The 26047-nt window shown below is 58.3% G+C and carries 16 protein-coding genes and 1 other RNA gene; 8 read left to right on the top strand and 9 right to left on the bottom strand.

Features of this window, described 5'->3' with window-relative positions; all coding sequences use genetic code 11:
* From HMPREF3039_RS14435 to pbpC, 3 genes are all read left to right on the top strand, one after another.
* A partial coding sequence (locus tag HMPREF3039_RS14435) for a hypothetical protein (protein ID WP_231863930.1) occupies positions 1-189 on the top strand: 189 nt, incomplete at its 5' end.
* A 154-nt stretch (positions 190-343) separates the two neighbouring features.
* A complete protein-coding gene (locus tag HMPREF3039_RS12100) occupies positions 344-6343 on the top strand; it encodes an alpha-2-macroglobulin family protein (RefSeq protein ID WP_167506747.1) in 6000 nt (1999 codons plus the stop codon).
* A 93-nt stretch (positions 6344-6436) separates the two neighbouring features.
* Positions 6437-8731, top strand: a complete 2295-nt coding sequence (pbpC, locus tag HMPREF3039_RS12095) for a penicillin-binding protein 1C (RefSeq protein WP_067572210.1) — start codon at positions 6437-6439, stop codon at positions 8729-8731.
* 52 nt (positions 8732-8783) lie between these two features.
* On the opposite strand, the gene HMPREF3039_RS12090 is transcribed toward pbpC, so the two are convergent.
* The 6 genes from HMPREF3039_RS12090 to HMPREF3039_RS12065 all read right to left on the bottom strand — a co-directional run bounded on the left by HMPREF3039_RS12090 (position 8784) and on the right by HMPREF3039_RS12065 (position 16803).
* Positions 8784-9122 carry a cupin domain-containing protein gene (locus HMPREF3039_RS12090; protein ID WP_067572211.1) on the bottom strand — a complete coding sequence of 113 codons (339 nt, stop codon included), beginning with the start codon at positions 9120-9122 and terminating at the stop codon, positions 8784-8786.
* 269 nt (positions 9123-9391) lie between these two features.
* Positions 9392-11611 (bottom strand): ribonuclease R family protein, encoded by a 2220-nt coding sequence (locus HMPREF3039_RS12085; protein WP_067982095.1) that lies wholly within the window; start codon positions 11609-11611, stop codon positions 9392-9394.
* 229 nt (positions 11612-11840) lie between these two features.
* Positions 11841-14345: a U32 family peptidase gene (locus HMPREF3039_RS12080; RefSeq protein ID WP_231863929.1), complete on the bottom strand. Its 2505-nt coding sequence runs from the start codon at positions 14343-14345 to the stop codon at positions 11841-11843.
* Between the two features lie 19 nt (positions 14346-14364).
* Complete coding sequence (locus tag HMPREF3039_RS12075) at positions 14365-15579, bottom strand: bifunctional folylpolyglutamate synthase/dihydrofolate synthase (protein ID WP_067572213.1); 1215 nt, start codon at positions 15577-15579, stop codon at positions 14365-14367.
* A gap of 62 nt (positions 15580-15641) precedes the next feature.
* Positions 15642-15735: signal recognition particle sRNA small type (gene ffs, locus HMPREF3039_RS12070), an RNA gene on the bottom strand.
* Between the two features lie 51 nt (positions 15736-15786).
* Positions 15787-16803 carry a hypothetical protein gene (locus HMPREF3039_RS12065; RefSeq protein WP_067572215.1) on the bottom strand — a complete coding sequence of 339 codons (1017 nt, stop codon included), beginning with the start codon at positions 16801-16803 and terminating at the stop codon, positions 15787-15789.
* Between the two features lie 165 nt (positions 16804-16968).
* On the opposite strand from HMPREF3039_RS12065, the gene HMPREF3039_RS12060 reads away from it, so the two are divergent.
* On the top strand, positions 16969-18390 hold the full coding sequence (locus HMPREF3039_RS12060) for a Gfo/Idh/MocA family protein (RefSeq protein ID WP_067572217.1): 1422 nt from the start codon (positions 16969-16971) through the stop codon (positions 18388-18390).
* Between the two features lie 138 nt (positions 18391-18528).
* Here HMPREF3039_RS12060 and HMPREF3039_RS12055 read toward each other — a convergent pair whose 3' ends face one another.
* The 3 genes from HMPREF3039_RS12055 to HMPREF3039_RS12045 all read right to left on the bottom strand — a co-directional run bounded on the left by HMPREF3039_RS12055 (position 18529) and on the right by HMPREF3039_RS12045 (position 23454).
* Positions 18529-21249 carry a DEAD/DEAH box helicase gene (locus HMPREF3039_RS12055; protein WP_067572219.1) on the bottom strand — a complete coding sequence of 907 codons (2721 nt, stop codon included), beginning with the start codon at positions 21247-21249 and terminating at the stop codon, positions 18529-18531.
* Between the two features lie 199 nt (positions 21250-21448).
* The gene (locus HMPREF3039_RS12050) at positions 21449-22903 is read right to left on the bottom strand and encodes a bifunctional metallophosphatase/5'-nucleotidase (protein WP_067572221.1); all 1455 of its coding nucleotides are present in this window, start codon (positions 22901-22903) and stop codon (positions 21449-21451) included.
* Positions 22904-22944: 41 nt separating this feature from the next.
* The gene (locus HMPREF3039_RS12045) at positions 22945-23454 is read right to left on the bottom strand and encodes a septal ring lytic transglycosylase RlpA family protein (RefSeq protein ID WP_067982105.1); all 510 of its coding nucleotides are present in this window, start codon (positions 23452-23454) and stop codon (positions 22945-22947) included.
* A gap of 149 nt (positions 23455-23603) precedes the next feature.
* Here HMPREF3039_RS12045 and HMPREF3039_RS12040 point away from each other — a divergent pair, with 149 nt between their 5' ends.
* From HMPREF3039_RS12040 to rpsH, 4 genes are all read left to right on the top strand, one after another.
* Positions 23604-24476, top strand: a complete 873-nt coding sequence (locus HMPREF3039_RS12040; protein ID WP_067982108.1) for an NAD(+)/NADH kinase — start codon at positions 23604-23606, stop codon at positions 24474-24476.
* 268 nt (positions 24477-24744) lie between these two features.
* Positions 24745-24972 (top strand): 50S ribosomal protein L24, encoded by a 228-nt coding sequence (gene rplX, locus HMPREF3039_RS12035; RefSeq protein WP_067572226.1) that lies wholly within the window; start codon positions 24745-24747, stop codon positions 24970-24972.
* A gap of 62 nt (positions 24973-25034) precedes the next feature.
* Positions 25035-25616 (top strand): 50S ribosomal protein L5, encoded by a 582-nt coding sequence (rplE, locus tag HMPREF3039_RS12030; RefSeq protein WP_067572227.1) that lies wholly within the window; start codon positions 25035-25037, stop codon positions 25614-25616.
* A gap of 12 nt (positions 25617-25628) precedes the next feature.
* The gene (gene rpsH, locus HMPREF3039_RS12025) at positions 25629-26030 is read left to right on the top strand and encodes a 30S ribosomal protein S8 (RefSeq protein ID WP_067572228.1); all 402 of its coding nucleotides are present in this window, start codon (positions 25629-25631) and stop codon (positions 26028-26030) included.
* Positions 26031-26047: the final 17 nt, after the last annotated feature.

The raw sequence follows: 26047 nt of genomic DNA, 5'->3' as shown, positions 1-26047 counted from the left end.
CCACAAGGGTTTCCACGCCTTATACGTTTACGTGCGAATGTCCAGGTTTTTGGGAGAAGTAGGGACACTAGGAAAACAGCTTTTTCTTATCAGCAGATTTTTGAACAAGGCGGGAACTGTATGAACTGGAGCAATTGTAAAATATCCCTTTTAATTGGTGTTGAACTGGCAATTTTCAACGTGCTTTAAGAGGAACCTTTCACGAGAGTGGAACAAGGAGCTGATGTCATCCAACAAATAGCTCATGCTTTGCTGCGTGTGTTTTTTGCCATTCACGGATTTTCTTCTTGTTTTGAGAACCTGAAAGGGGGAGAAAATGGAGTGTATAGAATCCCCTCACTGCATGAACTCTCATTCTTTTATCGCTTCTTGCCTATTAGGTATTTGCAGCATCGCCTCCTCCCTTGCCGCCACAACGGTGCGCTATCCGTCTTCCGTTCCTTCCCATTTGGTGACGGGACAGCCGTTCCAGCTCGTGTTTGACAAGGCCGTGGTGGCGCCTTCCGAGGTTGGCAAGTCCTTGAAACCGGGCTTGCTGAGTGTTTCTCCAGATCTGAAGTTTTCTTCCAAATGGATTGCCCCCAATGTTTTGGAATGCCGTCCGCAGGATACCATCCCTTTCAGGGCCAGTTATGAATGGAAGCCGGAGGAAGGAGCGCGTTTTCAGGACGGCTCCCCCATTCCGCAGGATGCCGTCCGCCTGACAGGACGCAGGAAGTTGAATGCCTATTTGGAATCCACAAGCCGTTATTGGAGGAATGATGAAGTTTATCCTTGGGAAAGTTTCTTCCTCGTGCTCCCCGATTATGTTCCGGGAGAAGAGGCCCTGCTGAATAAAACTTATTTTACGACGATTCCGACAGATAAGCAGAAGAAAGCCGGCGTGGAACCCCATACGATTGCCTCCAGAATGAGGCCGGCATTGTTAAAGGAGGTGCAGGAGGCGGAGGCGTACCGAGTGAGGTCCCGCGTGCGGGACAGGGAGTTCCAGGGCAAGCCGAACGATACGCCCGTTCCAGGCGTGTACGTGGTGGAACCGGAAACCCTGTTTTCTTACGGCGGTGTTTATCATTTCGTCATCCCGGACGTTGGAGAGGCCTCTCCGCAGAGCAAAGAGTCTGAGAAGTGGGATGCGAGGCTGGGCAAGGTGGCCAAATTTTCCTCTTCCGCGTATTACGGCACGGTGTCAGACCGGGAAGGCCGTCTGACCATAAGATGGACGCAGCCGGTAAAAATAGAGAATATGGATCAATTTTTTCGTGACCATGCCGAGTTTGTCATCGGGGAAAATAACGATCCCATGCCTTATGATGAAGAGGCCCGTGGCTTTACTGCCATGGTAGAGAATGAGGCTACAGGGCAGGATCAAAAGATAGTGATCCGCCTGGACCGTGAACGTCTGGCCAGGATGAAGCTCGTGCGGCCGGATTGGTACGGTTCCGTGCCCGTGCTGATATGCGGAAGCAATCCCGTTTTTAAGTTGAAGTGGAGGTGGAAAAACGTCCGTTCCGTGGACGGCCAGAGGCTGGGCAAAAATGCCTCCGATTATGTGGGTTGCGAAGTGCGCCCGGAAAATCCCTCCCTGTTTCTGGATGCGGGGAATAACGGCATCATGTCCGCCGGGTCGCGCAAGTTGAAGGCTTCCGTCAGCAATTTGAAGGATTTGACCGTACGCGGCTACCGCATTCGTGAAGATGCGCAGCACCGGACGCTCACAGCCTACAAGAAGATTTATGAACGGGACCAGGCGGCTCCGCTGCCGCGTACCGTCACGGACAAGGACGACAGGCATTTTCTTCCTGCCGAACTCCTTTCCGCGGACAGAAAGGAAGTGATGAAGATGGATGTGCGCGGCAAGAAGGAAGCCGTGATCGGATTGGACGAGCTTTTCGGCGGACGGGCGGACCCGGGCATGTACTTCATTGAGTTGGAAGGGCAGGTGAGCGATCCGGTATTGGCTGCGTACAAGCTTTTCGGCGTGCCGGGACCGGACGGGACCAGGAAGGAGTTCAACAAGGAGAAGCAGGCCGCCTACGCCGTACAGGCTGTCGTGCAGGTGACGGACCTGGGCGTCCTGCACAAGAAGACGGCGGATGACATGTTCGTGTACGTATATTCTCTGGCTACGGGCAAGGCGGTGGAAAAGGCGGAAGCACAGCTTCTGGATGCGGACGGCAGTCTTCTTGCATCCGCCTCCGTGGAGAAGGGCACGGTACGCCTGCCCATGAGCGGAAAGGCCGCCTATTTGCGCGTCCAGTCCGGGGCGGACAGTTACCTGAGTCCCTTGAAGGATTGGAACGGCCGCGTGGGGCTGTGGTCTTTTGACGTGGAGACGCTGCCTTACTGGTGGAATGAACTTGGCCTGAACCCTGCCACCACGGCGGAGAACAGGGTGTTCATGTTCTCGGACAGGAATCTGTACCGTCCGGCGGAGACAATGCATTTGAAAGGAATCATGCGTACCCTGCTGGATAACAAGCTCAGCGTGACGCCCGTGGAAGAGGTGCAGTTGACGATCCGGGACGGCCGGCAGCGTGAAGTTGCCGTCAGGCAGGTAAAACCGTCGGATGCAGGTACGTTTGATCTGGATTTCACCTTCCCGGAAGGAGAAACGGGGATGTATTCCATTACCGCCAAATTGCGGTTGAAAGGAGATGCGGAGGAAGATTCCGATGAAGACAACGACGGCGAGTACGACAGCAACCGCTATTACCGCAGGGAGTTCAACCGGAGGAACCGGGAGTTTCGCTATTCCGTGGAGGTGGCGGAGTTCAAGCGCAATGAGTTTGAAGTGGAATCCGTGATTCATGACCTCAAACCCGGCGACAAGGTGTTGAAGGCCGACGTGAAAGCCACGAATTTCACCGGAACGCCCGTTTCCGGAGGCAAGGTGAACTGGGGGCTGCGCAGCATTTCTTCCAATTTTTATCCGGCAGGATACAAGGATTACCGTTTCGGTGATTACCGGAATGAGGATTACGGGTATTGGGACGCTTATTACGGTTATTCCGGAGGAAGTCCCCCGTCAGGCATGCAGCAGCAGTCCGCTGTTCTGGACGCGAACGGGAAGAATGCCGTGGAGTTTTCCCTGGACGGGCAGGCTTTTCCGCGCGTCCGGAAATTGATACTGACCGCTTCCGTTACCAACGGGAATGAGCAGTTGATCAAGGCTGCGCGCAATGCCACGTGGAATCCCGCCTCCGTATTCGTGGGCGTAAAGAATATTTCCTCCATCTGCCGCCAGGGTACGCCGCTGGATTTGCGGCTGATTGCCGTGGGTCTGGACGGCAAGCCTTACGCCGGAGGGGATTTGCCGTTGAATTTGGAGGTAACCCGCACCGCCTTCCAGTCCACGCGTTATGATGGAGACCATACCACCACCGTGCGCAGCGAGCCATTGACAGGCACCGTTGAGAAGAAGGAACTGATTCTCGCTCCGTCGGATTCCGCCAATCTTCAGGAAGGCGGCAAGCCCGTATCCATCCCCACAGGACAGGACGGTATTTATGAAGTAACGCTGTCCGGACGTGATCCGGAAGGCAGGGAATTCCGGACTGCCGTGAAGTACTGGGTGTACGGCAGCGACGTTTCCCCGTGGGAATATCATGACGGCCTGAAGGTGAAGATTATTCCGGACAAACAGTTGTACCAGCCGGGAGATACGGCGCGCCTGCTGGTCCAGACGCCGATTGAAGGAGAGGTCGTCGTGACGGTGGAACGCGAGAAAGTACTGCGGAGCTTTACCAGGACGCTGACGCTGGACAATCCCGTTATAGAAGTTCCTCTGGAAAGCATGGATGCTCCGAATGTTTATGTGTCCGTTTTTCTGGTCAAGGGGGCGGATTTGAGCAGCCGCAAGGTTCAAAATCCCCAGTTGAAGCTGGGATATGCCGCTCTGAAGGTGCAGCCGGCAGACAATATTCTGAACGTGGAGATGAAAGTTCCCGCCGGCACGTCCCTGCCGGGTTCCACCGCCACGGTCAGCGGCGTGGTCACGGACCACCGTGGCAAGCCTGTCCGCAATGCGGACGTGTGCCTGTTTGCGGAAGATGAAGGCACCCTTCAGGTCATCGGTTACCGGACGCCGCAGCCCATCCGGTATTTTTATGCGGACCGTCCCTTGTCCGTGGGCACCTGGACGACGCTGGAGCAGATTCTGGATGAGGACTGGGGAAGCCGTTCCACGGATAACAAGGGCATGTTCATCGGGGGCGGGGAAGACGCTTTCGGCTCACCCATGAACGCAGCGGCGCAGCAGGGGGTGTATTTAAGGGAGGATTTCAACCCTTGCGCGGTCTGGCTTTCCTCCATCCGGACGGATGAACAGGGACGTTTCAAGGCTTCGTACAGGAATCCGGACACGCTGACCCGCTACCGGGTCATGGCCGTCGTTCTGGCGGGGAATTCCGACTTCGGCAACGGAGAAGGGGCCTATGTGGTAAACAAGCCCATCATGCTGGAACCCGCTCCTCCTTTCACCGCCACAGTAGGGGATTCCCTGAATATTCCGGTGACTGTCAGCCAGACGGGTACCAGGAAAGGGAAGTGGACGGTAACGCTGAAATCCAATGATGTCGCCACCGTTTCCCAGCCCACCCAGACGCTGGCGCTGGACGGGAATCAGCCGAAAACACTGATTTTCAATGTTAAATTCAATAAGTCCGGAAAGGCCCGGCTGATATGGGAAATCCGTGCCGCGGATGCGGAAGGAGTGCCGTATTCCTCCGGTGTTTACTCCCTGCTGCGGGATGCCGCAGCCAATACGTTTGAGGTGGTTCCTCCCTTCCCGGATTTGCGTGAGCTCCGTTGTTTCTCCCTTTCCTCCGGCGGCACGCTGGATGTTCCCGGCATGCTGTCCACGCCTTTCCTGCCGGGCACTCCCGTACAGGTGACTCTCAGCACGTCGCCGCTCATTTATGCGGACGGAAGCGTGAATTTCCTGCTGTGTTATCCCTACGGCTGCCTGGAACAGCTTTCTTCCTCCACCTTGCCCTGGATTTACGAACCGCTGCTGGCCAAATATCTGCCCGATTTCAAAGGAAAGACGAAGGAAGAACGCAGCAAGGCCCTGAGGGGAGGCATCCAGAAGATTCTGAGAAACCAGCTTCCCGACGGGGGACTGGCCTACTGGCAGGGCGGAACTTCGGTGAGCGAGTATTGCCCCTATGCCGCCCTGGTGCTTACTCTGGCACGGGAAAGCGGAATTGACGTTCCGGAAAAGCCCTTGGACAAGTTATACGGTTATCTGGCAAGGAGCCTGTCCAATAATCTCCAGGGGGATTTGCTGGGAGCATGGGTTCTTGCGCGGGCAAAGCGCCTGCCGGACTCCCTGTTGAACCGCCTGCTGGACAGGTCCGGTTCATTGAGTCCGGAAAACCGGATGTATCTGGCTTTGGCCGTAGCATTGTCTTCACGGCCGGATGCCGGGACGCTGGGGCTTCGTCTGATAAATACGGAACCGGAGAAGAAGGAATCGTCCCATGTTCAGCTTTTAAGAGGTCTGGCGGACATGTCCCTGTCTTCCGGCGATGCCGCCGCCCGGATCCGCCTGGCCCGGTTGATCATGGACAGGACGTCGCGCCCCTTTGGAGAAAGACCTCTGTACACGACCTGGTCTTCCGGATGGGACGTCATGTTGCTGGGCGAGTATCTCAAGGGAGTGAAGGAATCTTCCGTTTCCGCACCCTTCCGGGTGGACCGGGGGGCGCAGGTGACGAGCGGAACATGCTCCCTGGCTTCCCCCGCGCAATTCCGTACGGCAGTGGGAGAAAAGGCCGTGCTGAGCCTTCCTGATGCCGGTTCCACCGTCTACGGTACTGCGGAAGCCCACGGGCGCAGCAAGACCCAGGAAGACGGCGCCGCCGTCAACCGAGGCTTTGCCGTTTCCCGCGTGTATGAGAAACTCAATTCCGAAGGCAAATGGGAACCTGCGGCGGAATTTGCGGTGGGAGACCTCGTGAGAATCACGCTGCATGTGGACAAAGGGCCCAACCCACTTTCCTATGTGGTGATGGAAGATTATCTCCCTTCCGCCTTGGAAGCCGTCAATCCGGCTTTGCTTTCCCAAATACCGGGAGGCCGGGAGAACGAGGCTGCCAGCCAGGGAGACCGCTGGTTCTACTGGAATTCCTGGGTATCGCACCGGGAGTTCCTGAAAGACAGGGTGCGCTTCTTTGCCGATACCTGGAGCCGTGAACGTTTTACGGCCCGCTACCTGGCGCGGGTGACCAAGTCCGGCGTTGTCATTGCCCCATCCGCCAAGGCGGAGCTGATGTACAGGCCGGAGGTGTACGGCTTGAGCATTCCCCAGAAACTGACTGTGCTGCATGGTGAGGAGAAGTAAACATCGCTGCGGGAATAAGCTCCTGTGCCCGTTTTTTCTTAATAACCCGGAAGGGTGCCGTCATCGCGGCACCCCTCTGCCGTGAAAGGGGCCATGAAGACTCTGGTTGCAAGAAGGCTTTTGAAAAGAAAAAAACTGCTTTGCACGGTGGCTGGTCTTGCCGTTGCATGGCTGTTTGTCTGGTACGTGCTTCCGTGGTTCTTTCCCGGACCGGAAGGTCTGGAGCATCCGGAAAAGCCGGGAGCCGTCGTGCTGGACAGGGACGGAAGCAGAATCGCCACCCTGCCGGGACGGGATTATTACCACTGTGAACCTGTCCCGTTGCGTGCCGTGCCGGAAATGCTGGTCAAAGCCACGTTAGCCGCGGAAGACAAGCGGTTTTACAGCCACGGAGGGGCGGATTTTCTGGCATTGAGCCGCGCTGTCGTGACGAATGCCGCGGGCGGGGAAATCGTGTCCGGCGCATCCACCATCACCCAGCAGCTTGCCAAAAATGCCAATCCTCCGGGCAAAAGAAATCTGGCCGCAAAAATGAGGGAATTTTTCCAGGCCCGGCGTCTGGAAATGACCATGAGCAAAGAGGAGATTCTGGAGGCTTACTTCAATCGTCTGGATTACGGCAATTTGCGCCGCGGACCTGCGGCTGCGGCCCGTTTTTACTTTGGAAGGGACATGGACCATCTTTCCCTGGCGGAATGTGCCCTGCTGGCGGGCCTGCCCCAGGGACCGTCGCGTCTGAATCCCCTCAACTACCCGGACCGGGCCCTGGAACGCCGGAACCGCGTTCTCCGCAGAATGAAGGAGGAAGGCATGTTTCCTGCGGAGATGCTGGACCGCGCCTTGCAGGAACCCCTGTTCAGTTCCGGAACGGAAAAGCGCCGTCAGGCGCTGGCTCCCCACGTGACGGCCTCCTTTCTCCGAGCCTTCCGGACCGGAGAAGTCCATACCACGCTGGATTCCGCCTTGCAGCGCGGAGTTCAGGAAATCGTAGGGAGGGAACTGGCCAACCTTGAGGATCACCATGTGACCCAGGCTGCCGTGGTGGTGGTGGAAAACGCTACGGGAGACATTCTCTGCCTGGTTGGTTCCGCGAACAGAAAGCATCCGCAGGGGGGGCTTCTGGATGGAACATCCATGCCGCGCTCCCCCGGGTCCGCCCTGAAACCGTTCGTGTATGCTCAGGCATTCACCCTGGGGGCGTATCCGGGAACCGTTCTGCCGGATGTTCCGACCACGTACAGGAGTGCGCACGGCCTGGAAGCGCCGCAGAACTACAACAAGACGTACATGGGGCCCATTTCCATCAGAAAGGCGCTGGCATGCTCCCAGAACATTCCCGCCATGCGGGCGTTGGGCTCGTTCGGCGGCCCGTCCCGCCTGTTGAAATTGTTGAAGGACCTGGGCATGCAGGGCATTGACGGGAATGCCCTGCATTACGGCCTGGGGCTGGCTATCGGAAATGCGGAAGTGACGCTGAGGGACCTGACGGCCGCATACGCCTGTCTGGCCCGCGAGGGAAAGGCCGTCACTTTGAATCTGGAGAAGGCTCCGGCGGGAGAATCTTCTCCGGAGCGGTCCGTGTTGTCCGCGGCTTCGTGCTTTCTGGTAGCGGACATTCTGGCGGACCGGGAAGCGCGCCGGGCTACCTTCGGAGATCATGAATTGATGAATCTTCCCTTCCGTTACGCCTGCAAGACGGGCACTTCCTCCGATTTCCGCGACAACTGGTGCGTGGGCTTTACCCGTGAAATTACGGTTGGCGTTTGGGTGGGCAATTTTGACGCTTCCCCCATGAGGCAGGTAGGGGGAATGACGGGCGCGGGGCCTATTTTTGCCGGAGTGATGAAACTGGCGCACCGGAACAGGAAAGCGACCTTTCCGCAGCCCGGTGCGGACTTGGTGCGCATCCGCATTGATTCCCGCACCGGAAAGCGCACCGGGGCCATGCAAATACCCGTCGCCTATGTGCGGGAAGAGTGGGCATCCCCGGCGAACATGCCGGGAGAAGCTTCCCCCGGAGATTACGATGCGCGGGGAAGGGCATATCTGGACAGCCGTTATACGGAATGGTTCACCAGTCCGTCCTGTACGGCGGCGGACGCCTGGTGCCTGCTTCCCGAGTACTGGTCCGGAGAACCGCCCCGCGTCCTCGTTCCCCTGTACGGCTCCCGCCTGATTCTGGACCCGGAAATGCCCGGGGGCGGCCGCATGCTCAAATTGCGGTCCAACCTGCCCACGGGAGCGCTCTGGTCATGTCCCACTCTGGAAATCGTGCAATACGGGGATGAAGCCCATGCGGTGCTGGCGCCCGGTACGCACGTCATTACCGTGCGGCATCCGGAATTGAATCTGGAACAAAGTTCAACCTTTTCCGTCAGGGAATTGTGACTTGATCACATTTAATGGTTCCCGGCGCGGGCCCTCCCGGCCGGGATGCCGTTCAGTCCAGCGGCAGAATGGAGGTAACCAGCATTTTGAAGCGCTCCCTGGCTATGACGGAGTGGGGAACTCCGGCCGGGATCATCAGCGCTTCTCCTTGGGACAAATCTGCTTCCGCATTGCCGATGGTGAAGTAGGCGGTACCGTCCACGACCTGGACGAGAGCAGGCCCCGGAGTCTGATGGGTCGGCAGGAGCTGTTCATCGTCAAAGGCGAGAATGGTTATGTTGACTCCCTTGGAGCGCAACAGGGCCAGGCTGGTGATCTGCCCCTCACGGTAATCAATCAGATCCGCATAATTAAAAGGCGATTGTTCAGGGATATGCTGCATTTCCGTCATGCAGGTTGGACACTTTCAAGGCTCTTCCCTGTTTCCTTCATGACGAAGCTTTTTGGAAAAAGGCCCGCTCCTGACCCAAGAGCGGGCCTTGGCATTCAGCATTCATATGGTGCGTGCTTACAGATTCAACATCCTGATTTCATAGGCGTGGGGTCGGTAGTTAGTAAACAGCAATCGCCTTATACACAAAATAACTCCGCTGTTTCAAGTTAATTCTGAAGAATCGCCGCAGGCGGGGCCGGAAGGCTCCGGATACAAGGCTTGCCGGATTATTTCCGGGGGCGGTGCCGCCCGTTTTTTCTCTTCACAATTTTCTTGCCCGGACTTTCCTGGTTCTCCCTGGGAACGATTGCAAAGTCAGCCCACTGCTGTTCCCGGTCCACCTTCACGGGAATTACGGGCACGCGCAGGCCTGCACACAGAACGAACCCCTGATCGTTCTTCCAGCGGTTGGCGAAGGCTTCATACACCCATCGTCCGCCCGGAAGCTTGTCCGGCTTGATCAGCCCCTTGATCTGGAGGCGCGGAATTTCCAGCAGAATGCCGAAGTGGCGCGTGTCCGTAATCAGGGCGTCGTGCACTTCCGGATGGTCTGCGAAGCATTGGCCTTCCAGCCATTCAAAAAGTTTCATGCGGTTGGCATCCTTTTCCGCGCTGGCGGAAACGCGTTCCGTTTCGGAAATATGTTCCGCCGCTTCCTCCAGAGCCGCCACACTGCCGGGGCCTTTTGCCCCTTTCGGCGGGTTGGCCAGCAGGGGATCCAGCGAACGGTGCACCACCAGGTCCGCGTAACGGCGGATAGGGCTGGTGAAGTGGCAGTAATTGGGGGTGGCCAGTCCGTAGTGCCCCAGGGGCTCCGTATCGTATCTGGCGCGCATCAGGCTTTTCAGCAGGGCCAGCTTGAGAAGCTGTTCGTCCGGGGAACCCTTGATGGACTGCATCAGTTCATTCAGGTACTGGCGCTGGCCGATGTCATGAACCGGATGGCCGTACAGCTTGCAGAGTTGGCCGAATTCGAACAATTTGGCGGAGTCCGGTTCCTCATGAACACGGTAAATTGTGGGGCGATTGCGGTTTTTCAGGGTCAGGGCCACGGCTTCATTGGCTGCCAGCATGCATTCCTCAATCAACTGGTGGCTTTCGTCGTATTCCTCCGTGACAATGTCCGTTACGCGGCCGTCCTTGTCCATGACGGCGCGTACTTCCGGGAAGTCCAGGTCCAGCGCCCCTTTCGCATAACGGTTGCGGCGCAGGATGGAGGCCAGCTTCCATGCCTCCCTGACCAGGGCGGGAATTTCCGCCTTGTCGCGGCCGTTCATCATGGCGAACGCCTCCTGATAAGTAAGCCGGGCGCTGCTGCGGATATAGGCGTCCGCAAAGCGGGCGTGAAGCATTTTCCCCTTTTTATTGAACTTCATTTCACATGCCTTCGTCAGCCTCACAACGCCCGGTCTCAGACTGCACAAATCGTCGGAAAGACGCGGAGGAAGCATGGGCAGCACGCGGTCCGGCAGGTAGGTGGAATTGCCCCGTTTGCGCGCTTCCCGGTCCAGGGCGCCGCCGGGCTGAACAAAGTGGGAGACGTCCGCAATATGGACGGCCAGCACCCAGCCTTCCGGCGTGGTCCTGATGGAAATGGCGTCGTCAAAATCCTTGGCGCTTGCCGGATCAATGGTGATGACGGTGCGGTCCGTCCAGTCTTCCCGCCTGGCCAGTTCCCTGGGGGAGGGTTCTGCGGGAAGCGCGTCCGCTTCCTGAAGCGTTTCGGCGGGAAACTCCACGGGCAGGTCATACTTTCTGATGACGGCTTCCATATCCACATGGGGTTCGTCCGCATAACCGAGCATTTCCACGATTTTCCCGCGCGGTGACTTCTTGTCGCCGCCGTAGGAGACCGGCTCCACGGAGACAAGCTGCCCCGGCAGTACCTCCATGGCAGGGGCTTCCGTCACCTCAATGTATGCCGGAGACCCCGAACCGTCTCCCAGGACGCGCCCGAATTTGTTCTTTCCGGTGCGGAAAACACCCAGCCAGCGGGATCTGGCGCGTTTCGTCACTTCTTCCACGCGCGCTTTCCAATTTGCGTCTGACGCGGAAGAACCGCTTCTGCGGTCGTTTCGCCTGCCTTTGGCTGCCTTGCGTTCCACGCGCACGGCCACCTGGTCTCCGTCCAGGGCGGTATTCAGCCGTTCGGGTTTGAGCTCCAGCTCCGGAATGGAATCCAGATCCCAGCCCATGGCCGCCGCTGCGGAATCTCCCTTCTGGGGGAGGAAAAGAATTTTACCGGAACGCAGGATACGGATTTTGCCCTGTACCAAATCGCGCCGCTCCCTTTTCAGGGCGTATTTGCCCTTTTGCAGGCGTACAAGCATGCCCTCTTCCTCCAACTGGTCCACCAGATTCCGAAGGTCCAGGCGCTGGCGGGAATCCACATTCAGGGCGCGTGCCAATTCGGACTTGCTCTGCGGTTCATAATGCCCGTCTTTCATGTGACGGATCAATCGGTCTTTCAGGGAGGTGCTCATACTGCAAAAGGGTCGGAAGCATGGAAAAGGAGGGAATTTAATCATCCTCCGAAAGTTCCATTACTCCCTTTTTTACCATGATAATGCCGTTTCCGCCGGGCTTCAAGACACGGGCGGTGCATTTTTCATTCCCGTTTTTTCCGGGACTTGTTTTCCGAAACATCCCTTCAGTTGAGGGGGACGGCGCGGCGTGCTATTTCGGGCGAAGCGTTCCTTCCGTCGTGCCGAGCTGTTCCGCGACATCCAGTTCCCTGACGAGCTGGGCGGCGGAACAGGACCCGTCCAGCAGGCCGCGGTAGCGGGAGACGAGGCGACGCGTTTTGGCGGGGGAATCGTCCAGCAGTTCCACGCGGAAACGGAAGAGGCCCAGTTGGCGGAATTCCCGGAAAAAGCCGGCTCCGGTCTGGGCCCTCCCGTTGAACAGGGTGTTCCGGCATCCGACGTCCGCCAGAAGGGGATGGACCTGGCCCACGCGGTCGCGCAGCTGAACCCGGTATTGTTCGCAGGGTCTTCCGCAGTTTTTATAGCTGGTGCCGTCCGACAGAAAAGTGCAGAAAACGCAGTGCTCCATATGGAACATGGGCATATGCTGGTGAATGGTGAGTTCAAACCACTCCGGCGGGGCGGCATGGAGCAGGTCCGTTACCTGGGTGGCGTTGAGGTCATAGGAAATGGTGAGGTATTCCAGATTCCCCTGTTCCTTCAGAATGGCGGAACTGCATGGATTGGCCGCGTTCAGGGAAAAATCACCGATGCGCAGAAGAGGGGAATGGCGGAAATATTCGGCCGCTCCCAGGTTGCGGATGAGCACGCCATCCGGTTCCGCCCTCTCCATGACTTTGAAATAGCCCGTTTCCGAGGGTTTCTGGATGCGCGGCGTCGCCAGGAAGACAGGAATCCGGTTGCCTGCCTCCTTCACGGCGCGGACGCCTGCCGCATAGTCCCGGATGTCTTCAAAGTCCAGATAAACGGCATCCGCCCCGGAATCCACCGCGGCGGGAATCTGGTCCATTCTGCGGCACAGCACGGAAAGTTTCCCCCGTGTTTCCCGGACGTCCCGTTCCGCGGCCATGACGGGGATGCTGTAGGGTGCGGGAGCCCGGCGGGTTCCTCCGGAAGAAGCCTGCGCGGCCTGGAGCCGCTCCACAAGGGCCCGGCGCGTTTGGTTGAGGGTGCTCAACGGAATCATCACCCCGTCTTCCAGACGGTTTTCGCAGGAAAGGAGCCGGAATCCCGTGCCGCCCATCCTGCCAAGCTGCCGTTCCAGCGTTTCAGAAGTCAGGGGGCGGTTTTCAGCGCGTTGAAGGGGTTGGGAGGACTGCACGGAACATCCGTATTCCGGGCAAAATACCGTGAGCGGCTCTCCGGCGGCTCCGGTGCAAACCAGATGAATGGGCGTTTCCGCTTCCGGCATATGTTCCCGCATTTTCTTCAATTCCGCATTCAGCGCCGGATCGTCCGTTTTCCAGAGTTTCTGGCCCGGCATGATCCTGTTCCAGTCAATATGGGAAGCTTTTCCGTGGAAGAAAAGGCGGTTTCTCTGGACTTTCCAGATGCGGCCGCCCTGTTCTTCGTTACGGTCTTCTCCGGCGTCAATGACGAATCCGTCTCCGGGAGCGAGCGGAATGTCCGATTCCTGCCGTATTTCCAGCCAGCCCTGGCCGCAGGCGGTGATGACGCCCGCATAGGCTCCGCGTTTTTTGCCGTGGCGGCCGTGAGTCAGGCGCGGATGGTCCGTTCCGTCCAGCCAGCCTGAGGAGAATCCGCGGGAAAACACCATTTGCAGGGCGTAGCGGTCCCGTGCGGTGACCATGCGGTCCACGGGAATTCCGGCGCAGGCGGCATCCAGCGCCTTCCGGTAGGCCGCCGTTACCGCCGCCACGTATTCCGGGCTCTTCAAGCGGCCTTCTATCTTGTAGCTTTTGACTCCCATCCGGACCAGTTCCGGAATGCGGTCAATGGCGCACAGGTCCTGCGGGCTGAGCAGATAACGCTTTTCCCCCAGCGGCACGTGCCTGCCGTCCACGATCAGGGCATAGGGCAGGCGGCACGCCTGGGCGCATTCCCCCCGGTTGGCGCTGCGCTGGCCCAGGCTTTCCGACGTAAGGCACTGCCCGGAATAAGCCACGCAGAGAGCGCCGTGAACGAAGACCTCCAGCGGAATGTCCGTGTGCCGTGCGCACTGGTCGATTTCCTTCAGGCTCAGTTCCCTTGCCAGCACCGCCTGTTTCAGGTCCAGAAAGCGGGAGGCAAACTCCAGCCCTTCCGGGGAGGTAAGCGTCATCTGGGTGGAGGCGTGCAATTCCAGTTTCATGGCCGGGTCCCGGCGGCTCCATTCCGTGAGGCAGCGGGCAAGCCCCATGTCCTGCACGATGACGCCGTCAGCCCCGGCGGCATTCAGATGCCCCAGGTAGGCGAGGGCGTCCGGAAGCTCGGAGGTGAAAATGAGCGTGTTCATCGTGACGTACCCTTTTACCCCGTGCGCATGGAGAAAACGCATCAGTTCCGGCAGGGAATCCAGTGTGAAATTGTTGGCGCGCAGGCGGGCGTTGAAGCGGTCCAGGCCGAAGTAGATGGCATCCGCGCCGTTGGCGACGGCGGCGCGGGCGCAGTCCATGTCTCCGGCGGGGGCCAGCAGTTCGGGGCGAACATCGCCGGGACGCAGGGAGGAAAGGGTGGTGTCGTCTTCGGGAATCACAGCCGTAGGTAAGTTCTGTTTACTGGGAGGTAGTGCGCTTTTCCGTGCGGTGGAGCAGGGCTTTCAAGTCTCCAAGCAGGAAGAGAGACCCGGCGGCCAAGGCGGGCAGCGGGGATTCCACTGCCTTGCGGAGCCCTTCGGAGAGGGAAGAATGAATGAAAACAGGTTCGGATACGAGGTTTTTCAGCAGGGCGGCCATGTCTTCCGCAGGCATGATGCGCGGGGATGAACAGGGCACCAGGTGCCATTCTCCCGCAATTTCCCGGAAAACGGGAATCATGTCCCGAATCTGCTTGTCCGCGGCCGCAGCAAAGACCAGGGCCGCCTTTTGTCCGGGAAACTCCTCGTTCCATGTGGCGGCCAGAACGCGTGCGGCGTGTTCATTGTGCGCTCCGTCCAGCACCAGGGGGGGCGCGCCGATGCGCTCGAACCTGCCGGGCCACTGCAAGGACTTCAGGGCCCTCTCTATCAGGGCGCTTTCCGGGAGGGCATTCAGTTGTTTCATGGTTTCCAGTGCAAGTGCTGCATTTTCAATCTGGTGCGGTCCGGGAAGGGAGGGGCGGGGAGTTCCGGAGTTCGCCCGCGCCACGGTGAGCGGAGAGAGCCGTTCCCGTGCCGTCCGTTCGATGACGGCCATGGCTTCCGGTTCCTGAACAGCGGTAACGACGGGTTTTCCGGGGGCGATGATTGCCGCCTTTTCTCCGGCAATTTCCGCAAGGGTGTTTCCCAGATACTGCTGGTGGTCCAGCCCGATGGGAGCCAGTACGGAGATGTCCTTGCGCAGGGCGTTGGTGGCGTCCAGCCTGCCGCCCAGGCCCGTTTCCAGAATGATGAAATCCGCCCCGTTGCTGATGAAGTGGCGCAGGGCGACGGCCAGGGCCAGTTCAAAGAAGGTGGGGGGCTGTTCCCATCCTTCCGCAAGGTTTTTCATGAAGAAGATTTCTGCCGCCAGAGCGTCCCGGGGAATCATTTCCCCGTTCACGCAGATGCGTTCGGCAAATTCCACCAGATGGGGGGAAGTGAACAGGCCGGTTTTATAGCCTTTTGCACGCGCCAGCGCTTCAATCATGGCGCAGATGGAGCCCTTGCCGTTGGTGCCGGCCACGTGAACCACGGTGGCGTCCGGCCGGTCTGCGCCTGCCGCCGTCAGCAGTTTCCGGGTGTTTTCAAGTCCCAGCTTGATTCCGAAGAATTGGGTGGAAAACAGCCAGTCAAGGGCGGCGGACGCGTTCATGGGCGGCATTCTACCATGAGAGGGCCCCGGTTCAATCCCGGCGTGGGCCGTTCAACAAAATACCGCCGGGAACGGACGCGGCAAACACGAACAAGCTACCGTTGCTACCTCTCGGTCCTGGCGGGGTTTGCCAGTCGTGCCTCCACGGGTTCCCGGCGGCTTGGACAGTAAACTAGGTTTGCCGTGCAGTGTCAACCATCAAAGAGTTCATTTCCTCCTGGTGAAGGAGAGCAGCAGGGAGACCAGAAGAACAGCGCCGATAACAGTGGCAGCCGTGAAGAAAATTTGTTCCTCCTGCTTCAGGCGGCTGCGGTCTTCCTCAATGCTCCCGTCCCTGATCCGCTGCAGGTTGTGCACGACCTTGGCCTGTTCCTCCACGTTCGCCTCCGTCCTCATGGTCAGGCTCTCTTCATGGCTTACAGCCCGGTCGAACGGGGCGATCATGGCCTGGAATTCGGGGTCCTCCGCCAGAATGGCCGTATCGTCATATTCCTCCGCCAGGGGGGAATTCATCGTGTCCCTGATGCTGGCAATCTGCCTGTCCACCTTGTTCTGGAACAGGGAGAGTTCTCTTTTCGCCTTTTCCCAGGCTTCCGTCTGCTCCCGGATCATGGCCTCGCCCTTCCGGGTAATGCGTTCCAGTTCCTGGGGAAGACTGGTCTGGAGCTTGAGCAATTCCTGTCTGTTTTCCGTCACCTTGAATTCCCTGCTCTTCGTGTTGGAGGCTTCCGCGCGCTGAATGCGGTCGATATCCAGTCGGGTTTCCACCTGGCGGATTTGTTCCTGAAGGCGCGCCTGGGCGGCGGAAAGCTGTTGTTTGGTGGTATTCAGCTTGCTCTGGAGTTCCTCCACGTCCGCGGCGCGTCTGTCGTATTGTTGCAGCAGCCGGGCAATCCGGTCTTCCGCAGTACGGGCCTGGGGCGTCCCGGAAGCGGCGCGGGGCGTTTTTGAAACCGCCGCGGCTTTGTCCGCCTTTTCCATCTGGCCGTCCCAGTATTTCCGGACGGCTTCCTCCTTGCGCTGGATGGCCGACTGGAGGCGCGCCGCCTGCTGTTCGTGGAGTTCCGCCAGTTCGTCAAAGCGCATTTGGGCCGCATCCAGTTCCGGATAGGGTTCCATTTCCATGGCCTTGATCTCCTCATGCCGGGGCAGAAGGTCGGTTTGATAATAATTCCAGCCGTAATAGCCTCCGGCGAGCAGCAGAATGAGAAGGAAGTAGCGCATAACTTGAAGTAGGACAGTGGGCAGTAGGTTCTGTCATAGTGGAAGCTTGCCCGGACTTTGCAAATCACAAAATGAGGCATCCACCTCTTTTTTCCTTCTCTTCCGGAAAGGTGATAAATCCGGTATGGGATAGGCGTATCTTCCATTGAATTATACTTGCAGATTATGTCTATTTTTTCATCTCGCAGAGAATTTCTCAAATCCCTTGGGCTGGCAGCCGGTGCGGCTGCGGTCGGGAACGGTTTCACGGCTCAGGCTCTGGACATTCCCTCGGAGGAGCGTCTTTGGAGTACCGGCGTTCCGGCGCCTTCCCGTCCCTCCGGCTCCGTGTACATGGGCGGGTTCCGGGCTCCCGCGCTGGACCGGGTCAGGATAGCTTTCATCGGCGTGGGCGGCCGCGGCTTCTCCCATCTGGCGCAGATGTGCGTGATGGACGGGGTGGAGATCACGGGCGTGTGCGACTTGAAGCAGGATCTGACGGAACGCGGCGTGGACAGAGTGCTGAAAAAAACGGGGAAAAAGCCTGCGGGATATTCCGGCGGTGAAAGGGAGTACCTCTCCATGCTCCGCGAACTGAAGCCGGATGCAGTTATTATCAGCACGGACTGGAGCTCCCATGCCCGCATCGCATGCGACAGCATGCGGAACGGAGCGCACGCTTTTGTGGAGGTGCCCATGGCCGTTTCCCTGGAAGAACTCTGGAAGATCGTGGATACCAGCGAGGCGACGCAGAAGCACTGCATGATGATGGAAAACGTCAATTACGGGCGCGACGAGCTTATGTTCCTCAACATGGTCCGGCAGGGAGTGATCGGGGATCTGCTTCACGGGGAAGCCTCCTACATCCATTGCCTGGTGACGCAGTTGGGGGATACCCGCGGGGAGGGAGCCTGGCGGCCGGAGTACCATACCAAAATCAACGGCAACCTGTATCCCACGCACGGTCTGGGTCCGGTAGCCCAGTATATGAGCCTGGCGCGCAAGGACGACAATTTCAGCCGTCTGGCGGCGTTTGCCTCCCCGGCTCTGGGGCGTACGGCCTACGCCAAAAAGCATCTTCCTCCCGACCACCGCTGGAACCGCACGCCCTTTGTGTGCGGAGACATGAATACGGCGATTGTGAAAACGAACCTCGGACGGACCATCGTCGTTCAACTGGACGAAACGTCCCCCCGCCCCTATTCGCGTTCCAATCTGATTCAGGGAACTGCCGGCACCCTGACGGGTTTTCCCACCCGCGTAGCCGGGGAGAAGCTGGGCAACGGCAATTATCACGAATGGATTCAGGGGAAGGACGGGCTGAAAGCTGTTTATGAGAAATATGACCATCCTCTCTGGAAGCGCATAGGGGATCTGGCCATGAAGATGGGCGGCCACGGGGGCATGGACTTCGTGATGCTGTACCGCATGGTGGAATGCCTGCGCCGCGGAGAGCCGATGGATCAGAACGTTTATGAAGGAGCCTACTGGTCCTCCCTGCTGCCCTTGACGGCGCATTCCATCGCGCAGGGCGGCGTTCCCGTGGAGTTCCCGGATTTCACCCGCGGCGGCTGGAAGACCACGGCTCCGCTGGGGGTTATTTCCTGAACCGGGCGTTTTTCCGGAGCATCGCCACATAGGAATAAGCCTCATGGACGCCATCATGCGGGCCATGAGGCTTGCCTATTCGCGCAGGCGGAATAACGGAATGCCCGGCTTGTCCGCCGCCGGCGGCAAAGCCGTTGTTCAGGATTGGCAGAGCAGTTTCTTCAATTCTTCCGGGCTCATGTTCATCAGCCATTGTTCCGGTCCTCCGGAGAACAGGTCATCCGCCATGCGGCGTTTTTCCGTCAGCATGGCGTCAATGCGGTCCTCAATGGTGCCGCGGCAAATCAGGCGGTGCACCAGAACGTTGCGGTGCTGTCCGATGCGGTAGGCGCGGTCGGTCGCCTGGTTTTCCACGGCGGGATTCCACCAGCGGTCCACATGGATGACGTGGGAGGCCTGCGTCAGCGTCAGTCCGGTTCCCGCCGCTTTCAGGGACAGAATGCAGAAGGGAGGACCTGATTCCTTCTGGAAGGAGGAGACAATGTTCTGACGTTCCGGAATGGGCGTGCCTCCGTGCAGCGTGAGGCCCGGACGGCCGAAAACCCGGGAAAGCAGGTCATGCAGGTGGGGGATGACGGAACGGAACTGGGTGAACAAAATGGCTTTTTCCTGCCGTGCCGCGATGGAGGAGCACAGTTCCTGAAGACGGAGGAATTTTCCGGAGCGTTCCGGAAGATAGTCGTCCGTGCCCTGGAATTGGGCGGGATGGTTGCAGATTTGCTTGAGCCGCGCCAGCACGGGGAGAACGAGCATGAGGCGTTTGGCCGGGTCCGGCTCGTCCAGCATTGCGTGCAGGGTCTCTATCTGGTGATGGTACAGGGCGGCCTGTTCCGGGGTCAATTGGCAGTAGGCGGGAATCTCCGTCTTGTCCGGCAGGTCCGGAAGCAGGGCCGGATCCGTTTTCATTCTGCGCAGGATAAAGGGGCGAATCAGCCGGCGGAGGGGGGCATATCCCCGTTCCAGGGAGCGGGTAAATTTCTCAAAACTTTTTCTGTTTCCTAGCAGTCCGGGATTCAGGAATTCCATCAGGCTCCAGATTTCATTCAGGGTGTTTTCCACGGGAGTTCCGGACAGGGCAATCCGCCTCTCCCCGTGCAGGGCGCGGATGGCGCGGGAACGCGCGGAAGAAGCGTTTTTAACGGCCTGCGCCTCATCCAGAACAATGGCGGGAAAATGCAGGTCCTCCAGGGCCGGAGTGCGCACGGCCATGCCGTAGGTTGTGATAACGGCGTGGCATGGGGTGTCCATCCGTGTTGGGGACGGCTGCCAGGAATCCGGAGCGGAAGGGTGCATGATGCGCAGGACAAGTTCCGGGGCGAAGCGTTCCGCCTCCTCCTTCCAGTTGCCCAGCAGGGAGGCCGGGGCGACGATGAGCGCCGGGACGGTCTCCAGTTTTCCCTGCCGTCTCAGCGTGTCCAGCCATACAATGGCCTGAAGGGTTTTTCCCAGTCCCATGTCGTCCGCCAGGCACGCGCCGAACCCTTTTTCCGTGGTTCTGTACAGGAAAGAGAAGCCTTCCTTCTGGTAAGGCCGCAGAATCCTGGCCAAATGCGTCGGGAGTTCCGGCACGGGTACGGGGGAATCTCCTGTCAGCACGTCCAGAATGCTGCGGAGGTTGCCGCCCGGTTCCATCAGACAGTCTTCGTCCGGTTCCGGGAGTTCCGCCAGGCGGTCCGCGGGGCCGTTCACCAGCAGCCGCAGTCCCTGCACCAGGGGGATGCCCAGGGAACTCATCATGCGCGCCGCCCTGCTCCAGCGTTCCATAAGGTCTTTCACCTTCTGGGCGTCCACGCGCACCCATTCTCCCTTGAAACGGATAAGGCCGTCTCCGTTATTGAGCAGTTCTTCCAGTTCCTCCGGGGTGAGGTCCCTGCCTCCCAGCGTGGCGGAAACGGAGAATTTCAACAGGGCGGGGATGGAAAGACCGGAGGAATGAACGGCTTTTTCTCCGTCCGCTGTGTCCGCCGTAACTTTCACCTGAAGTTTGGGAGGCGCCTTTTTCCACAGGTTCACCATGCGGACCATGATTCCCGCCCGCTCATAAAGAGGGCTGTCCTGCAGGAAGTCCCTGGCTTCCGAAGCGCTCCAGGCCAGGGGGGAGTATACTTTTCCGCTTTCCAGCAGGTTTTGGAGCAGCCGGCTTTCACGGGCGGCTTCCTGCAAAGGCTGGAGGACGGCCAGCAGGGCCGTATGGTTGCCTTCGTGAAGTTTCAGGGCGGAGGAAAGGGGCAGGTGCCGTATCTGATTGTCCGCCGCGCTCTGGTGCGCGAAAGTGGCCATGAAGGCGAAAGGGCGCAGTCCCGTGGAATCGTCCCGGTTTTCCGCCAGATGAAAAAACACCTTGCCGATCTGATCCCAGGGCGCTCCCAGGGCCTTCAGCCAGGCGGCGGGCGTGATGCCGCGTGCGCCGGTTTCCTTTTTCACCAGGCGGCGGAAGTCTTCAAACCATCGGGAGATGACAGTGGGCGTGATGTATTCGCCGCCCGGCACGGGAGGGAACTGCTCCGTCAGGGAAACCCTTTCCGTTGCATTGGGCAGAAGGTGGTCCAGCACGCTGTCCACTTCGTCGGGCCGTTCGGCGGCGGCATGGGCCATGCGGGTGAGGGCCTGCCTTCCCATGGTTTTCAGGAAAAAGGCCGCCGTACCGAGAGGCGTTTCCCAGTTGGAAGTGGCAAGAGCGTACAATCCCTGGCCGGCGCCTGCTTCAAACAGCCGGTCAAAAGGCGGACTGGCCATCGCAGGCGCTCCGGATGGCAGGATATGGAGATCGTCCGTGTTCCTGTTCCGCTCCGGCGTTGCGTGATGGGATTCCGGCTGCATGGCTGCCTTGATGATAACATGGGCCTGCGGTGCGTTCAACCGCTCCCTGTGTTTCTGCAAGGCTGCCGCAAAAAAGAACGGAGACGGAAACGCGGCCTGGGAAAAGATGCTGAGGCCGGAGTCTCTCGACTGCGGAAATGGCGTTCGGAAAATGATTCCGGCGCCGCATGTGTGTTTGATGCCGCAGCTTGCCGGAAAGCGGAGGAATGTCCCATTTCCTCCGGCATGTTTTCCGTGTTTACAGGGAGAATGTCGTCTTCCGAATGATGGGAAGCTGGGTAGGCGGGGGATTCACCAGTTCCTTGAGCTGCATGAGGTAGGATATTAACGCCTGGCGTACGGATTTCCCGACGGCGCAACCTTCTCCCTGCTGGGGAAAGTTGAAGTTGTTGCACAGGTAGTCGCCCATGGCGACGGTGTATATCACTCCGTCCCTCAATGTGCTGGTGATGCTTGGGTTGATGCCGTCCATGATCTGGTAGGAAAAGCCGGCGCAGTAAACTTCCAGCATGCCGCCTTCCTTTTCCATGGGAGCCATGAATTTGGTCAGGATCAGTTGTTCGATGTCCGCCTTGGTCATTTTGCAGGTGACGACCGTTTCCCGGAACGGCTCCATTTCATAGACGTCCTTGATGGTGACGGGGCCTTTGGAAAGATGGGTTTTGGCCCGGACTCCGCCGCGGTTGTAAATGGCGATGTCCGCGTTTGCCGCTTTCTGAATGGCTTTGCAGAAATACCGGCCTATGGTGACGTGCGTGATTTCTTCCTTGGCAATGGCAACTTGCTGGTTGAAAAACGGGTTGGAGGTAAACTGCCTGACAATCTCTTTCACTTCCGGGTCGTCCGGAAGGTGGTCCAGAGATACGGCTTCCGTGGATTTGGAGAGGACGGCCGGCTTTTTATCCGTGGAGAAGATGATTTTGGTGACTCCTGCGTAGCTCAGCTTGTGCCCCGTGTGGCTGAGCAGGGAGCCGGTCCGCAGATGGCCCTTGGGCAGCATGACATGGGTATGACCGCCCAGAATGACGTCGATGTTCGGGGAATATTTCATCATTTTCAGATCGTGATCATACCCCATGTGGCTGAGGATGACATTGATCGTGTTGTGATGCAGGCGGAACCTGTCCATGACGCCTTTGTAGTCCGTTTCATTCGGCAGTTTCCAGGTGATGCCGTCCATCTTCAGGATATCCGTGGTCTGCATGTCCACCAGCCCGATGACGCCTACGGAGATGGGAGTCCCCTTGATGGGAATGGAGGCATAGGGAAGGAAGCAGTTTTCCAGAGGCGGGGAGGGGGAAAGGTTGGTAACGACGAATTTTGTTCCCGGCATTCCCTTGATGTGGTCGCGGAGGGCCGTTTGTCCGTAATCCATGTCGTGGTTGCCGATGGTCGCCGCGTCATATCCCAGCTTGTTCATCAGGATGGTGATGGGCAGTCCGGGTTTTTCCCAGTCGTCCACGAAGGGATTGCCCATGAAATAATCTCCGGAATCCATCAGCAGCACATGAGGGAATTTGGAACGGTATTTTTTCACCAAGGTGGCCAGTTTCGGGAATTTATCCAGATTGCCGTGGATGTCGCTGGTGGAGATGATGATCAGCGTATGTTTGGGGTCCGGTTCAATTTTCTGTGCCAGGGAAAATGGACACAGGCAGAACAGTCCGGCAAGGAGAATGCGGGAAGAGATCATGGATGAACGGAAATGCGGAGAAAAGTAATGGAAATGTATGGCTAACGGGCGAAGATTTCATAGTTGCCGTCGCCCACGGAGATTACTTCCAGACGAACCTTTCCTACGCCGCGGCCGTTCAGATTGATGCGGTGCGCGGCCGCTGAGGTCAGGTCGATCAGGCGATTGCTGTGAAATGGTCCGCGGTTGTTGATCCTCACAATGACGGATTTCCCGGTTTTCAGACAGGTAACCTTTACTTTGCATGGCAGCGGGAGTGTCTTGTGGGCCGCCGTCAGGGAGGTCCGGGGATTGATATATTCTCCGGAAGAAGTCCTGAGGCGGTGTTTTGTTCCGCCATACCAGCAGGCATATCCCGTTTCCTTGTAGTTCAGGGCTTCCTGCACGCTCATGGGAACATATCTCTTTCCTCCGACTTTGTAGGGAGCATTTTTTACATGTGCCTCCGTTGCCTGCACGGCCGGATCCGTATTCCGGACATGCGGGCTTTTCCCTGTTGTGGAACAGGCGGGCAGCAGGCAGGACAGCAGAATAAGGATGGGCCATTTCACGTTTTTCACCCTTAGCACATATTTATAATCCTGTATAACAAAAAAGAACGAGGAATTGGAATTTAGTGGTTTTCCGGGGCTGGCGGGAATCTTTGCCCGACTGCGGTTTACCAGTTGAGCAGGGAAGGGAAATGGAGTACATTGCGCGTATGAACCCTCCCAAGGTAATTGGCCTGGTTGCTCTGGCGGAAAAACCCGGCCTGGTGGAAGCGCTGCGCATCATGCGCCGCGAACTTTCCCGTCACGGATTGAACTCCTGCGTTATTGAGACGCCGGAAGTGCTGGAACAGACGATCGGCCGGTGCAGCATGCTCGTGACGTTCGGGGGGGATGGGACCATGCTCACCGTATCTTCGCTGGCGGCCATGCATCATGTTCCCCTGGCCGGAGTAAATCTGGGCAGGCTGGGCTTCATGACTACCTGTTCCGTGCAGGAGCTTCCGCTGCTGGCGTATGCCCTCCAGGAGGGGTCCTACCAGACGGATGAGCGCGCCATGCTGGAAGTGACCAGAATCAGGGTGGACGGCGTTCCGGAATCCATACGCAAGCTGGCCCTGAATGAGGTTTCCCTGATCCGTGCGCAGACGGGAAAAATGGTGGACCTGGATGCGGAAATAGACGGAGAATTGCTGAACCGCTACCATGCGGACGGCGTGCTGGTTTCCACCCCTACCGGTTCCACGGCGTATTCCCTTTCCGCCGGCGGTCCGCTGGTATGGCCCATGTCCCGCGTGGTGTGCGTTACGCCCATCTGCCCGCACAGCCTCACGAACCGTTCCGTGGTCCTGCCGGATACCATGACCATCCGCCTGAGGCCGAGGGAACGGCGCGGCCGCTTCGATTCCATGGTGTATTCCCTGGACGGCCGTTCCGCCTATCCCATGGAAGTGGGGGAAAGTCTGCTTATCCGCAAGGCTCCGGAAAGTCTGACCCTGGTGCATCTCCGGGAGCAGAACTTCGGCGCTCTGCTGCGCGCCAAACTGCGCTGGCAGGGTGCGGAAATTCCTTCCGATGAGGACTGATGCAGCAAAAGCGGCCGGCCATGATCCGGCGGCGTGCGTCCGTTGCGGGAAGGTATCCTCTCCATGAAAAACGGAGCTGGAAAAAAGGAATTGGAACGGACGGGCGGAGTCTTCCTTTTTCTGCGTGCGTTTTTCGTGTTCAAGAACTAAAAACGATTTTTTTAGGATGCGGGCTTGACGAAAAGCCCCATCCTATAATACTCTTCCTGCCCTGCCACCAAGGGGGTGGTAGATCTTAATCGCATAAACGCATAAGAAATAGTCATATATGAAGACCCACGTGAAAAAAGGTGATGAAGTAGAAATCATCACCGGACGTAACCACAAGGGCAAGCGCGGCACCGTTCTCGCCGTAAATGCTGCTAAAGGTACTGTCATCGTAGAAGGCGCCCGCACGCTGAAAAAGGCCGTGCGCCCGACCGAACAGAATCCGGAAGGCGGCATTCAGGAGATCAACGGCCCGATTCACATCTCCAACGTGAAGAAAGTAGGCTAGGCTTTTTGCCTGACCCTGCGCTTAAGCCATAAATCATTATCAAGAGCTGACCCGCTAAAACAATGAGTACACCAACACTGCAAACATACTACCGTGAAAAGGTCGTTCCCGGCCTTCAAGCGAAGCATGCATACAAGAACGTGCATCAGATTCCCCGCCTGGAGAAGATTGTTGTCACCTCCTGCATGGGCAAGCACCCGGACCGCAAGCAGGCCGTGGAAGATGCCGTCAACGAAATCGCAAAAATCACCGGCCAGAAGCCGTCCATCACTTATGCCCGCAAGAGCGTGGCCAACTTCAAGGTGCGCGAAGGCGAACCTCTGGGTGCCCGCGTAACGTTGCGCGGCGTCCGCATGTGGGAATTCCTGGACCGCTTCATCAATATCACCGCCCCCAATATCCGCGACTTCCGCGGACTTCCCTACAAGTCCTTTGACGGCAACGGGAACTATGCTATTGGTATTTCCGACCAGTCCATCTTCCCTGAAATCGAACTTGACCAGATCAAGCGCCAGATTGGCTTCGATATCATTTTCGTGACGTCCGCTCCCACGGACGATGAAGGTCGCGACCTGCTCCGTGCCCTGGGCGTGCCCATGCGCGAAGCGAAGAAGGCTGAAGAAACTCAAACCGCTAACGCTTAACTATTTCTTATTATGGCCGTATTAAGTGACCCTATTTCCGACTTCCTCACCCGTTTGAAGAACGCCAGCCTGGCCGGCAATGAGGAATTTACCGCACCCTGCTCCGGCATCAAGGTGGAAATCGCCCGTATTCTTCAGGAAGAAGGCTACATCTGGAGCTACGAAGTGATCGGTGAAGGTGTGAAGAAGCAAATCAAGGTGAAGACCAAGTTTACCCCCCAGGGCAAGCCGGTTGTCACCGACGTGAAGCGCAGCTCCAAGCCGGGCCGCCGCCAGTACGTTTCTTCCCAGGACATTCCCCGCGTCCTCAGTGGGCTTGGCATTGCCATCGTCTCCACCTCCCGTGGTGTGATGACTGGTGCGCAGGCGCGCAAGCAGAGCATCGGCGGCGAACTTCTCGCCCTTGTCTGGTAACCATTAACATTTCCTAA

The organism is Akkermansia sp. KLE1798 (assembly GCF_001580195.1).
Lineage (GTDB): Bacteria > Verrucomicrobiota > Verrucomicrobiia > Verrucomicrobiales > Akkermansiaceae > Akkermansia > Akkermansia biwaensis.
Note: the sequence above shows the minus strand (reverse complement) of the source record. Positions and strands in the feature narration are given on the sequence as shown.

Bases quoted from the DNA above. Each gene is read 5' to 3' on its own strand.
- HMPREF3039_RS12075 (WP_067572213.1), bottom strand. From the start codon at position 15,579: ATGAACGCGTCCGCCGCCCTTGACTGGCTGTTTTCCACCCAATTCTTC.
- pbpC (WP_067572210.1), top strand. From the start codon at position 6,437: ATGAAGACTCTGGTTGCAAGAAGGCTTTTGAAAAGAAAAAAACTGCTT.
- HMPREF3039_RS12090 (WP_067572211.1), bottom strand. From the start codon at position 9,122: ATGACGGAAATGCAGCATATCCCTGAACAATCGCCTTTTAATTATGCG.
- rplX (WP_067572226.1), top strand. From the start codon at position 24,745: ATGAAGACCCACGTGAAAAAAGGTGATGAAGTAGAAATCATCACCGGA.
- HMPREF3039_RS12060 (WP_067572217.1), top strand. From the start codon at position 16,969: ATGTCTATTTTTTCATCTCGCAGAGAATTTCTCAAATCCCTTGGGCTG.
- HMPREF3039_RS12065 (WP_067572215.1), bottom strand. From the start codon at position 16,803: ATGCGCTACTTCCTTCTCATTCTGCTGCTCGCCGGAGGCTATTACGGC.
- HMPREF3039_RS12100 (WP_167506747.1), top strand. From the start codon at position 344: ATGAACTCTCATTCTTTTATCGCTTCTTGCCTATTAGGTATTTGCAGC.
- rpsH (WP_067572228.1), top strand. From the start codon at position 25,629: ATGGCCGTATTAAGTGACCCTATTTCCGACTTCCTCACCCGTTTGAAG.
- HMPREF3039_RS12050 (WP_067572221.1), bottom strand. From the start codon at position 22,903: ATGATCTCTTCCCGCATTCTCCTTGCCGGACTGTTCTGCCTGTGTCCA.
- HMPREF3039_RS12085 (WP_067982095.1), bottom strand. From the start codon at position 11,611: ATGAAAGACGGGCATTATGAACCGCAGAGCAAGTCCGAATTGGCACGC.
- HMPREF3039_RS12040 (WP_067982108.1), top strand. From the start codon at position 23,604: ATGAACCCTCCCAAGGTAATTGGCCTGGTTGCTCTGGCGGAAAAACCC.
- rplE (WP_067572227.1), top strand. From the start codon at position 25,035: ATGAGTACACCAACACTGCAAACATACTACCGTGAAAAGGTCGTTCCC.